The organism is Candidatus Saccharibacteria bacterium (assembly GCA_034521515.1).
GTDB lineage: Bacteria > Patescibacteriota > Saccharimonadia > Saccharimonadales > JAXHMH01 > JAXHMH01.
This window is the reverse complement of sequence record JAXHMH010000002.1, coordinates 338,776-350,582: the sequence shown is the minus strand read 5'-3', so window position 1 is coordinate 350,582 and position 11,807 is coordinate 338,776. Positions and strand designations below refer to the sequence as shown.

14 protein-coding genes and 2 tRNA genes are annotated in these 11,807 nt (G+C 46.0%); 8 read left to right on the top strand and 8 right to left on the bottom strand.

Annotated elements, in window-relative coordinates; genetic code table 11:
- Positions 1 to 6 precede the first annotated feature (6 nt).
- The 5 genes from U5K77_01775 to U5K77_01755 form a co-directional block, all read right to left on the bottom strand.
- Positions 7 to 396, bottom strand: coding sequence for a PIN domain-containing protein (locus U5K77_01775; protein ID MDZ7744467.1), 390 nt, complete (start codon positions 394 to 396; stop codon positions 7 to 9).
- Positions 383 to 649, bottom strand: coding sequence for a hypothetical protein (locus tag U5K77_01770; protein MDZ7744466.1), 267 nt, complete (start codon positions 647 to 649; stop codon positions 383 to 385). Before U5K77_01770 ends, U5K77_01775 begins: the two co-directional genes overlap by 14 nt.
- Positions 650 to 846: 197 nt before the next feature.
- Entirely contained in the window at positions 847 to 1,083 is a 237-nt protein-coding gene (locus tag U5K77_01765) for a hypothetical protein (protein MDZ7744465.1), read from the bottom strand.
- Entirely contained in the window at positions 1,073 to 3,847 is a 2,775-nt protein-coding gene (locus U5K77_01760; GenBank protein MDZ7744464.1) for a hypothetical protein, read from the bottom strand. Before U5K77_01760 ends, U5K77_01765 begins: the two co-directional genes overlap by 11 nt.
- 64 nt (positions 3,848 to 3,911) lie before the next feature.
- Positions 3,912 to 4,952 carry a hypothetical protein gene (locus U5K77_01755; GenBank protein MDZ7744463.1) on the bottom strand — a complete coding sequence of 347 codons (1,041 nt, stop codon included), beginning with the start codon at positions 4,950 to 4,952 and terminating at the stop codon, positions 3,912 to 3,914.
- A 154-nt stretch (positions 4,953 to 5,106) separates the two neighbouring features.
- Between U5K77_01755 and U5K77_01750 the strand changes: the two genes are divergently transcribed.
- The 6 genes from U5K77_01750 (at position 5,107) to U5K77_01725 (ending at position 7,907) form a co-directional block, all read left to right on the top strand.
- Complete coding sequence (locus U5K77_01750; protein ID MDZ7744462.1) at positions 5,107 to 5,796, top strand: pilin; 690 nt, start codon at positions 5,107 to 5,109, stop codon at positions 5,794 to 5,796.
- Positions 5,789 to 6,304 (top strand): hypothetical protein, encoded by a 516-nt coding sequence (locus U5K77_01745; GenBank protein MDZ7744461.1) that lies wholly within the window; start codon positions 5,789 to 5,791, stop codon positions 6,302 to 6,304. Before U5K77_01750 ends, U5K77_01745 begins: the two co-directional genes overlap by 8 nt.
- Positions 6,301 to 6,594, top strand: coding sequence for a pilin (locus tag U5K77_01740; GenBank protein ID MDZ7744460.1), 294 nt, complete (start codon positions 6,301 to 6,303; stop codon positions 6,592 to 6,594). The genes U5K77_01745 and U5K77_01740 overlap by 4 nt, the downstream gene beginning before the upstream one ends.
- Complete coding sequence (locus U5K77_01735) at positions 6,591 to 7,004, top strand: pilin (GenBank protein MDZ7744459.1); 414 nt, start codon at positions 6,591 to 6,593, stop codon at positions 7,002 to 7,004. The genes U5K77_01740 and U5K77_01735 overlap by 4 nt, the downstream gene beginning before the upstream one ends.
- A 13-nt stretch (positions 7,005 to 7,017) precedes the next feature.
- The gene (locus U5K77_01730; GenBank protein ID MDZ7744458.1) at positions 7,018 to 7,395 is read left to right on the top strand and encodes a pilin; all 378 of its coding nucleotides are present in this window, start codon (positions 7,018 to 7,020) and stop codon (positions 7,393 to 7,395) included.
- 104 nt (positions 7,396 to 7,499) lie between these two features.
- The gene (locus tag U5K77_01725; protein ID MDZ7744457.1) at positions 7,500 to 7,907 is read left to right on the top strand and encodes a pilin; all 408 of its coding nucleotides are present in this window, start codon (positions 7,500 to 7,502) and stop codon (positions 7,905 to 7,907) included.
- Between the two features lie 300 nt (positions 7,908 to 8,207).
- On the opposite strand, the gene U5K77_01720 is transcribed toward U5K77_01725, so the two are convergent.
- Positions 8,208 to 8,696: an Hsp20/alpha crystallin family protein gene (locus tag U5K77_01720; protein MDZ7744456.1), complete on the bottom strand. Its 489-nt coding sequence runs from the start codon at positions 8,694 to 8,696 to the stop codon at positions 8,208 to 8,210.
- A 627-nt stretch (positions 8,697 to 9,323) separates the two neighbouring features.
- Between U5K77_01720 and U5K77_01715 the strand changes: the two genes are divergently transcribed.
- Positions 9,324 to 9,803 (top strand): phosphoribosyltransferase family protein, encoded by a 480-nt coding sequence (locus tag U5K77_01715; GenBank protein MDZ7744455.1) that lies wholly within the window; start codon positions 9,324 to 9,326, stop codon positions 9,801 to 9,803.
- A 318-nt stretch (positions 9,804 to 10,121) separates the two neighbouring features.
- On the opposite strand, the gene U5K77_01710 is transcribed toward U5K77_01715, so the two are convergent.
- Positions 10,122 to 10,211, bottom strand: a tRNA-Ser gene (locus U5K77_01710).
- A gap of 31 nt (positions 10,212 to 10,242) precedes the next feature.
- Positions 10,243 to 10,335, bottom strand: a tRNA-Ser gene (locus tag U5K77_01705).
- A gap of 555 nt (positions 10,336 to 10,890) precedes the next feature.
- On the opposite strand from U5K77_01705, the gene U5K77_01700 reads away from it, so the two are divergent.
- Positions 10,891 to 11,805 carry a hypothetical protein gene (locus U5K77_01700; GenBank protein MDZ7744454.1) on the top strand — a complete coding sequence of 305 codons (915 nt, stop codon included), beginning with the start codon at positions 10,891 to 10,893 and terminating at the stop codon, positions 11,803 to 11,805.
- The last annotated feature ends 2 nt before the right edge of the window (positions 11,806 to 11,807 follow it).

The window sequence follows — 11,807 nt, the reverse complement described above, 5'->3', positions numbered from 1 at the left end:
CTTATGCTATTTGAGTAACTTTACTTCCAGGGTGGGCAAGGTAGCATAGGCATTGACGAGTTGCTTATCTAGGGTATAAAACACGCTACAACCACTTCTTACAGCCATGGCAATCTGCAGGGCGTCTTCAAAGTCATTGTCACGGCGGTTATCAAATGCCCAAGCTATGTCCTCAGGTTTCAGCTCTAGCCAAATATAGTCGCCTAAGAATTGTTCGAGTACTTCCAGACCAATTCTTTTTCGGGACACATAAGCAGCAATGTGGCATGTCAGGGTAGAGATATGCAAATTCCCCGCACCTGAAAGCAACAGTTTTTCCGCTTTTTTATGTTTTGGCCGGGATTCTAGAATCTCTATTAGGATATTGGCATCCAAAAACAGCTTACTTGGAGCCATATTTTTCATCCAGAAGCTCGTGATATATTTCTTTTGCGGGTTTGTCCGGATTGTGCTGAGAAGGCTTCTTTGGTGCCGCCAAAAAGGCTTCTAGGCCAGCCAGCTTTTTACGCGCGGGCTTTGGAGGGGTCGCTGGTTCTAGCTTGAAAGACAGTTTATTTCTGTAGCTTACGTAGATATGTTCGCCGGCGCTCACCCGTTTAGTTATTTCGCCAAGGTTGTCACGCAGCTCTTTAGCAGATATAGTTTTCATATGGTTCAAGTTTAACTCGAGTTAAACTTAAAGTCAAGTTAAACTTCCGTTCATATACATATTTAGGTGTTTAATCTACGAGTTGTTGCAAAAGGTTACTCGGATAGTTTTACTGTACTAAGCCCGTTGTCCGAGCAGTTTATACTCTGCTTAGATATCTGATATTACTTTATATGTTGCCATCTTTCCTTCTCCTTTTAAGAAAGCCTATCTTGCGGTGCTGTAGGTGGCCCAGCTCCGGGTTCGGCTGGCGGATTTGCTGAATTTCTTACTGCATCAGCTGTTGCCTGTCTTTCATATTCTCGCCTCATCTGATTAAAGTTATCGTCACTTCTGTAGGCCTCAATCATGTCCTTAACGGTTCCATACCCTTCAACTTCGTAGCCCATTACATTATCTGCAAAAACTTCAGCAAGTTGAGGGCTAGTAAGCACGGCGACGTGCCAATGTCAGTGATCCAGCGGCTGATGCCAATGCTTGAGCAGTCTCTCTGTCGCCCTGTTTTGTTGCTCCCTCAATGCGTTTCTGGAAAGCCGGGGCAAGATTCTTGATTGCAGTAGGTTTCATGCTTGCATGTGCTAGAGATCCTGGGCCTTGAGATTTAATGACATTTGCTGCGTGAGTTGCATCAGCATCCTCAGGTCGATACCCAGGGTCTTCATAATATGACTGCGCGACTTTCATAGTGTCCATAAAACCTGCACCACCCTGGTCGATTCTTCCGGCTCCCATGGCTGCACTACGACCTTGAGCAACGAGCTTAGCGAGCACGGCATCGTCACCGTTTGCAATTTTACCAGCTGCCTCCCAGGCATCAGTAGTTCCTTTGAATGCAGTACCACCGGAAATTGCTTGTACCCATGCAGCTTGCTTGAGTGCCGTATTACCATATTTCTGGCGCATAGCTTCAACACGTTCAACGTCTCTGTTTAGATTTGCAGCAGCGTTAGGTCCTTTGTAATCACCCGATGCAATAAGTGCTTTTCTTAGCTCCCTAGCATTGTTTGTTGATGACGCAGCTTTATTGAGCCCGTCGTTACCTTTCCACGGCTCATAACCTTCATCCTTAAGCATTGCTTCATGCTGTGCAATTGATGCATCTGAAGCGACTGTGCTTAGCTTTCTTTTCCACTTGCGTGGATTTACACCCGCCTTACCGGCATTAGAGGTATATCCTAGCAGGCTATTTGCCCCCCTAGATATTCTGTTAGCTCCCTTGAAGCGGCTGAAATTTTGTGTTTTGGCAAAGTTTTCGGCGGCCTTGGCGCCGCGTTGTTTTTTGAGTCTGCCTTCTACGCCTTGCCTTCTCTGATCTACGGCACTAGCTAAGCTTCCCATTGCACCCCCGGCTTGTTTGAACGCCAACGGTATAAGTGCAAACGGTATAACTACTGCAGCAATTTGAAATAGTGGGATAAGGGCGTTCTGGGCTTCGCCTGCGGCTCCTCCGGTAGTTTGGGCATCGTCTAGCATGTGGGCAAATACGAGCCCCATTGCTAACATTGCCATAATTACGGGATATATAAACAATAGTTTATAGAAATATCCCCACCAGGTACTCCATAACTTGTTAAGCCCCGGGAAAATCCAGGCTATGATTGCCAGCGGGGCGACAATGATAAGTGCCAAAATCATCATCTCTCGAGCCACCAGGAACATGAATACCATAAATATTATAAGCAGTGCTGAGCCGAGGAACGATAGTATTATTGACAGACCGCCAGCTACAGCAACGGCAGCAATAACCCCAACAGTTAATGCTCCACCAGTTGTAATGCTAACGATATTGGAAAGTTCAGTTGCTGCGTCTGGGAACGGGTATAATATGAGTCCAGCAATACCCTGGCCTATAGCATGTACAACAGCAATCATAAACCCAGTCAACTCCCATGACAGCGCAATCAGTATTGTTGCCGCTACCATTCTTGGCAAAGCACTTTTTACGGTGTAGGAGCTGACGAAGTCAAAACCAAGCGCAGTGCTAATAACCATGATGAGCATAGCTGGAATGAGCAATATATAAGCAAGATTACGGACGAGTGTCCACGATTGTTGTATACCCTCATGACGATAGCGCTCTTCAGGGACGTCAAGCAGCGTCTCAACTTGGCCAGATACCCAGTTAAGAGCACCTCCAGTCATATGGACTAAACCGCAAAGTATCCATGACAAATTACCAGCTGATTCACAGGAGTCTTGGTCTGGATCCGATGAACCTCCACCACCTATATGTGTAGAGGATTCTGATTCGTTCCCCGCTACTGACATGGGGAATGATTGGCTCCCGTTTGTTACGGTTACAGGCACATTGGAGTCTTTCATGAAGTCGTCAGGGTTGTGACCATCTATAATCCAGTTGCCGCGAGGGTTCTCACAGCTCTCAAGGGCATACTGATTGTCGTCGCAATACACAAATGAGTCGCGTGATGCGTCGTTTTCTGGGAAAACGATGGCAAGTGTCGTACCGTCATCGTTAGCCTCGTGTGTTACATTGTAATTCTCTAGGTTATTTAACGCGTTGGTTATCTCGAAAATTCTATCAGCGTTGCACGCCCATGCAACTGGCAATTCTGGGGTGTCGTCAGTTGCGTTTGTCAAACCTAGACCAGGATGGAGGTCTCCTCGCCCGTGTACAGTAAGCTGACACCCGTCTCTTACCGGATCCGGTATTCTTTCGTACGTTGATATAATTTGCGCCCAAGAGCCATCGAATGAATCTACTATATCTTGGTCTGAAAGGCTCCTCCATCTCTCGCTCAAGTCAGCAGAACTAGTTGTCAGTGCATTAACGTCTCGGATTGCAGTATATCTCGTATACCCTTTGGATCCGTAGCCATCAGTAGAATTATCTAGTACGTAGTGAGTTAAGTCTCTACTAGGGGAGCGATCACGGTGATGGTGTGAACGTATAAGTCTACCGCCAACCACATTGGCGATGGTGCTAGAGCTCGTCTCTACGCCAGTCCAGACTTGGTCACTGGAATTGTCTACTTCAACTTCAATTACCGCACGGTTAATAATATTAAAAGTGAGCCCATTACCAGTAAAGGCCAGCTGATTTCCAGTATCTCCGCGAGGCGCGATTCCAGAAGGGACTTGGGCTTGATCCAGTGGACGCACATCCATTGCATACACGAAAAGAGGTTGAAAAATAGCAGCAACGAAAAACATTGCTAAGAGTAGCCAGACTCGTTTCATACAATTAGCTTACCACAAGCACAACACTATGGAATCTGAAATTTTCCTCTTACTACAGAAGTATCTATGATTTTACTTCTTCAGCATCATGCCGTAGGTACACTGGCTTACCGGTCTCCGGGTCTATCCCTATTGTTAAGTCCATAGTCCAGGATCTTGGTCCAGTGTTTCCTATGGTTTCCAGCGGTCGGATCTTTTCAATATTAGTTGCTTGTATGTCTAAGCCGGAGAACGATAGCTCTATAGACTTGTCGCTATTTGTAGTAACGGTGGGTGGATTTTCGAATGTTGTGGCTGATGCTAGGAAGAGGTGAGTTCGGGGGGTGATGTATCCGAAATCGGGAACATTCCATACTTTGGAGTCATTGTCAATATTTTGGGCTACGATATGGTTGTGGAGGTAAATAGGGGCAAGTTCTTGTACCTCGGCTTCGTTAACGCCGTTTTGACTTAGTGACGATAGGTCAACATATTGATTTGGATGTTGGTGACGCCACGCATAGTCGGCTAGATCCGTGTTTCCGTATTCGCTATATTCAAACGATACTTTACGTAGATTATACCTATCAACCAAGTCATCTATCTCTGGGTTGTTGTATATCTCCATGTTTTCTTCAGTGAGATACTCAGAGCCGGGAAATTCTGCAACGGAAGGGGTGTATCCATTGAATCGCAAGTCTTCTGGACTCACGTCTTGGGATAAGTCTGCAGTAGCGTTATCTCCATTTGTCTCGCTGCGCTCGTCAGATAACAAGGACTTTCCTGCAAAAGCTCCCCCTGCGACAAGCGCTAAGGCTGCCCCTGCGCCAAGCATACGGTTCCAGCTTGTCGGTTTTTTGTTTTTTACCTTTTGTTCATTTGACTCTGGTATTGAACCTAGGTTAGATTCATAGTCTTTCCTTTCCTTGCCTTCCATCGTTTCAGCTTTTCGATTAGTTGTGTCGGAGTCATTAATATCGTTGGCCAGGAGCGTAGCTTCATTCGTAGCAATACCATTCCGTGTCTCAGGGATGTGATAATCAGTACCCGTGCCCTCGGTATTGGGCGCAGCATTAAACAATTCGCCTTGTTCTTCTGGTATGTTTTCTTTTGGTAGATTATTCATGGTTAGTTTCCTTTCGATCCTGTCATCCTTCATTAACAAAAAACTTACGCAAAGGATTTTGTGTATTATACCACATGAAAACGCTTGTGTCTACCCCATTGTATTTATGAGTAAGCCTTGTCTTTTGAGAGATGTGAGGATATAGTAATGACAAATGTTCAAGCAAAAATATAAACACATAAAATATGTAGCTTTGGCGGTTGTCTTTATGGCTGTTAGCGTCGGGGTACCACTTATAGACGTAGGTGATGTTAGTGCTGCTGATCCAGCGAAGTGTGCTTGGCGCAGCAGCTCAGGTGATAATTACACGGCGAGTTTATGTTCTGAAGCTGGGTACGATGGACTGGAAGACGGAAAATATTACAGGATTGATAGCCTTGAAATGGCAACTGAGATAGCTTTAGGTAATAGGCAGCCACAAGAAATAAGCGAAACAGCGTATATAGAATCTGTTATAGACTCCTGTAGCCCTGATGACCGACGGAGTGACCTCGAATGTCAGGGTGTTACCACCAGAGAAGAGCGCACACAACAACTAGCAAGACAGGACGGAAGTCTCAATACAAACTGTAGGGATGGTCTTGACCCGGACAGCTGTCCAATAATGGGTTATCTGTTGACGTTCATCAACGGTCTTTCTGCTTTGGTTGGTATCGTGATCGTGATTATGATTACAATCGGCGGTATACAGTACTCTATGGCACGTGATAATCCGCAAGCAGTTGCTGCGGCACGTCAGAGAATATTTAATGCTGTGCTGGCGCTGGTACTATTCTTTGCGATGTTTGCAATACTTCAATGGTTAGTGCCGGGTGGATTATTCCAAGGAGGTAGCGGTGGTTAATTCCTTCAAAGCGAATTATTTAGCCTGGGTGCTTGTTTTTATTATGTTTTTTGCGTTGGTCATCTTACCGGCTAATGTTGTAAATGCCGATAATAATGAATCTGGCACAGACTCATCAGCCGCATCTGGTGAGTGTGCGTCGGGTGGTGGGTTTTTTAGCTTCCCTACCTGGTATGAATATCTAGAGTATGAATATCTGGATGGCTCGCAAGAAGGCGAAATCGAAGGCTGCTCGCTAACATTGCCGACTGATAAAGATGGGAATACAGACGTTGGAGCCACTGCTGGACGTGTATTACTGGCGGTTTTTGAGATAATTTTGCGGATAGCCGGTTTGGTGGCGGTCGCGATGGTTATATTCGGCGGGTTTAAGTATATGCTGAGCCAAGGTGAGCCAGAAGCCACCAAAGGCGCCCGCACCACAATCATCAATGCGCTAATCGGACTTGGTATTGCCGTATCAGGCACTATAATTATAAATATTGTAGCAGGAGCAATATTGTCGTGAACATACCGGTAGCACTTACAAAATTGGCTCAACTGAGCTCTGATGATGTGAATATTCCAGAGGCAACATTTAACGATGCTACTGTGGAAAATGTATTACAAATTGTATTTGCTACGGCTGGTGCGGTAGCGGTCATAATAATAATGATTGCTGGGCTTAAATATGTTTTATCAATGGGCGACCCGCAATCTACGGCTAAGGCTAAGAACACCATACTGTATGCACTTATTGGGCTGGTGGTTTGTATAATGGCGTTTGCGATTGTAACTTTTGTGCTGGATGCGCTATGAGATATGTAAAGCTTACAATCATAGGCCTAATTTCTAGCATGTTTTTGTTTAGCCCTGCTCTGCCCGTGCAAGCACAGGATCAATCTCAGAATGCAGGCACAAGTTTTAATCAGGAGATCTGTGAAGATAACCCGGATGCGGCGTTTTGTACAGAGCTCCGTGAAGGCGGCGGAACCGAAAGCGTGTTTGGCTCGGGCGGTATAGTAGCTACAGTTTTAAACTTGCTAAGTATCGTTATAGGTTTTGCCTCGGTAGTCGTGATTATGATTGGCGGTCTACGCTACATACTAGCCAGTGGAGATCCAAACAATATTAATGCAGCTAAGAACACTATACTCTACGCTATTGTAGGTCTGGCGGTTGCAGCGATGGCTCAAGCTATTGTACTGTTTGTGTTAAATAGATTATAGGAGCTATATATAGATGACGAAACTAAAGTATAAAACTAAACAAATTATGTTGGCCAGTAGCTTGGGGGTAATATACAGCGCCCTGTTTACTGTTGCCGTGCAGGCTCAGTCTGCTATAGACAGCGCTCGTGGTGGGGTCGATGACCTATCTCCTGGTGGTACCCCGGAAGTTGAAAGTGTTGTTGCAACCGCGATAAGCTTATTTAGCTTAGTGGTTGGTATTGCTGCAGTTATCATGCTCATCATTGGCGGGTTTAAGTACATTATATCCAGCGGTGACAGTAATAATATTAACAGCGCCAAAAACACAATTTTATATGCGATTATCGGTTTAGTAATAGCCGCGCTTGCTCAGGTATTGGTGCGGTTTGTGCTTGGGAGGCTTTCCTAAGTCTACAAGCCAATAAGATGATGTTTTTGGGTTGTTTAAGATGTGAAATCCTGCTATAAAGTAAGTAACAAACTAAGAAAGGCATAAAAAGAATGATGAGAAGAATGAAACAGATGATTTTAAGTATAGGTATCTTTGGTCTATTGGCTGCGCCACTTGCATTGGTTGCGCCAGCTGGCGTAGGGGCACAGAACTTGCAAGACTGTGACGGCATTGGGGAGTGTCTATCAGGAGGAGCCGTAGCTACCGATCCAGATGCTGATCCAAATGCAGAAGAAAGAGTCTCGGATCTTATTCAGCTGGTTATTAATATTTTCTCACTAGTAGTCGGTGTTGTATCGGTCATCATGATAATCATCGGTGGTCTTAAGTACATTATATCTGGCGGTGATGCCGGTAATGTTACTGGGGCTAAGAACACCATACTCTATGCTATTGTCGGTCTAGTCGTGGTAGCGTTGGCGCAAATTATTGTGCGGTTCGTGCTCGGCCAAGTAGCCGGTAATGTCTAGACAGTAATACTCGATCTAGATCATAAACCCCGCTCAATTTTAGCGGGGTTTATGTTTGGCTAGTCTACCTTCTGATTCTGCCTTTTGTTGGGTTTAGCCGGTGTTTATGCGTCTATATGTATGGTTTGCGTTTTTTTACGTTTCAGCTGAGGTTCACACGGGTAGTTTACTGGTGTCCATGCGACACAGTGGTTCTATATTATAGTCACTAAAGCTGACGCTATAATAAGTGCTCACGCCAAATAAAAACACCCGCGGCTGCGTGTAGCTGCGGGTGTTTTTATGTAATCAGTGTTTGTTTTACTGGATTTGAATTTTCTTGACGGTATCTTGCTTGACCTTAGTAAAGCTGATAGTAAGCACACCGTCTTTTAGGACTGCCTCAATCTCTTCTTCTTTGACGGGTACTGGCAAGGCGATGCTGCGGCTAAATTCGCCCCAGTAACACTCTTGAACAAAATAATTCTCAACATCTTCCTCGTTACCTGCAGACAGAGTTCCGCGGATACTAAGTGTATTGTCGGCGATACTGACATCTAGTTCACTCTTGTTGACGCCAGCAGTTCGAGCTTTGACGACGAGCTTCTCTTTAGTCTCGTATACGTCTACTGCTAATTGTCCTGGGACTGCATCGTCCTCGTCCCAATCCTCTGTAACTCCGCCATCGCCCGCTTGAGGAGCTTGTTGTCCGTTGTCGGTTTGTGCCGGTGCCATATCTTCATCACCAAGAAAAGCTGCTGTCAGCTCGTCTTCCATTAATAGATCTTCATCGCGATCTTTCCGCGCCATAAGTGGTACCCTCCACGTTTCAGATTATATGTTAATCAGTTTGCGTTTTTTGTTAGTTGTAAGTATAGCTTGAATGGGGCCGGAGTAGCAACAGTTTGAGCTATTATTTACAACACATTAATAACAACACCCCAGAGATTCAGGTCATATCGGTCTGTCTCGTGGCCGAGCCACGAGCTCTGCCGATATTCTTGGCGCATTGCGGCCATATGACTTCCGGTGCTCGTGCAGCGTACTAAATGTACGCTTTACTGCGCCTCCTCAGTCATATGACCACACCGCACTCAAGCCTGAACCTCTGGACGCACTGTTCGGAGCCTTACGGTGTTCGTTCAACGAACCCGGTCCGTGCTTCATTTGCGCCGCGCAGAGCCACCAAGCACGTGGCTCTGGATGCTGCACTCAAGCCTGAAGCTTTGTGATTGATGGTACGATGTCTCGTACATGATAGTGGATAAGCTTATTGGTTTGGTGGCGCCTCATCGATGTGTCTTGTGCAAGAAAGAAGGAAGCTTGCTGTGTAGGTGGTGTGAGTTTGAAGCATTCGATCCTCTGCCCCCACGTTGTTATATGTGTCAGGCACAGACTACAGAATCGGCAACCTGTTCGCGTTGCCGAAAGAAATCAGTGTTAAAGCATGTATGGATACGCACCGATTATACTCCGCTCGCCCGCCATCTTACCCACAAGCTTAAGTTTGAGCGTACAGTTGCTGCAGCGGAAGTGATTAGCGGTTTAATGATAGAGGCTCTGCCATATATTTCTAAGGATGTTCTAGTAACTCATGTGCCGACTGCCACTAGCAGGCGACGTCAGCGAGGCTATGATCAAGCAGAGTTGCTTGCTAGGTCGTTAGCCAACAGTTGCGGATTAAGGCATAAAACTTTGTTGGCCAGGAAGGGTCACAGCCGGCAAGTTGGATCTGATAAAACGACGCGAGTTGAGCAGCTACAAGGAGCCTTCCGTCCAGTTTCTGTTATAAAGTCACCAGTGCTGTTGGTTGATGACATAACAACCACTGGGGCTACTCTGGAAGCAGCTGCTAGAGAACTTAAACAAGCTGGCACCAAAAAGGTATACGCTACCGCCTTTGCCCAAAAACAATAAACTACCCTCTCCGTTCACGATCGTGAACAAAAGGGGTGTTTTTTGATTGATCGGTTTATCCGTATGAATCGACTAATAGCTTGTTTGCTTGGATTTAAATTAATATCCACCATTTCAACAGAAACAAAAAAACCCACCTGCATGGCGGGTAATTTTCTTCCTGGCCTGTCACCCATCGATCTTGAGCCTCAGGGTCGAAAGATGAGCCTGTCGAACGGGCTTGTCACCCATCGATCTTGAGCCTCAGGGTCGAAAGATGAGCTTGTCGAATGGACTTGCCATGAGCCTGTCGAATGGGCTTGTCATGAGCTTGTCGAATGGCGGAAGGGGTGGGATTCGAACCCACGGTACCGTTGCCGGCACGCTTGTTTTCAAGACAAGTACCTTCAACCACTCGGTCACCCTTCCGTACTACCATAGCTATGAACCATATGGTTCATGGCGGAGAGAGAGGGATTCGAACCCTCGCGGGGTGTTTCCACCCCCTAACGATTTAGCAAACCGTCCCCTTCAGCCACTTGGGTACCTCTCCGTATTCTAGCTGTACGTGCATTATACTTGTTACCTTATCTGGTTTGCTGCAAACCGTCGAACAATTCACGTTTCACTTGAGCAGCCACTCGGGTATTTATCCGTATTTGAATTGTAATGTGCAGTATACCTGTTACCTTATCTGGTTTGCCGCAAACCGTCGAACAATTCACGTTTCACGCAGCAGCCACTCGGGTATTTATCCGTATTTGAATTGTAATGTGCAGTATACCTGTTACCTTATCTGGTTTGCCGCAAACCGTCGAACAATTCACGTTTCACGCAGCAGCCACTTGGGTACCTCTCCTCGTCGAAGTGTGAAGCTTGGATAGCTCATTCGCCGACAAAACAAGTTTACTCGGCAAAAATAGCTATCCAAACAAGTCTTCTCCTCTCAAAATTCCAAACAGCGGGCAGGCTGCCTGGTTTGGCCAATTGGCCGGGCTGTAATTACAGATTGTAACAGAAGTAGATTATAACAAACTACCCGCTTGTATTCCATCTGTTTCGTAAAGAGGTGTAAGCATAAAAGGCTTTGCGGTACAATATGGTTAGTATGCAGCCAGGTGAAACAATCAACCCCATTAATAAGTCGGATAATAACGGCACTGAACCGGCAAAGACTCCAGAACCGGTCGCTCCTGCTGCGCAGCCGTCTCCTCAGCCAGCACCATCAACCCCTGATTTGGCAGAAAAACAGTCTTCTACGGATAATGTTTCGATACAACAACCAACTGCCACGAATAATACCCCAGCATCAAGCCAAGATAGCCAACCATCTGCTGATAATGCTACAGATACTTCAAGTGTGCAGGATACACAGCCAGTTCAGCCAGCTCAACCTATGGAGCAGAAACCAGCTACGGAGGCAATACAACCGGCTACAAATCAGGTTCAAGCGGATGAAACCCAGCCTGCAACAGAACCGCCAGGTAGAACTCAGGCAGAGGCTAACCCTCCTTCCTGGACGCCAGCAAATAACAATCAAGCTGGTGCAGATACTCAAGACGATATACCCGCGATCCAATGGTCTGCCTCGGAATATGTTGCCCATGATAAGGGCGCCGGCTGGTACGTAGCTCTCGGCGTTATTTCGCTGATAGTGGCCGGCGGTCTTTATGCACTGACTGGTGATTTAATAACGCCGATTGTCATTATTGTAGTGGCGATAACTTTTGGAGTTTTTGCGATGCGTAAACCACAGGTTCTAAATTATCAAATCGATGACAGCGGTATCACTATTTCTCAAAATCATTATCCGTATGAAATGTTTCGAACCTTCACTGTTCAGGATGAAGGCGGTATCGAGTCGATTATGCTTATGCCGCTCAAACGGTTCATGCCCGGCATAACAATCTATTTCCCGCCAGAGCAAGGCGATCAAATTGTAGAGACACTTGCTAATTTCTTGCCGCACGAAGATCGTCCGCCAGACACGGTCGATAAACTGATGCGCAAAGTCCGGTTTTGAGC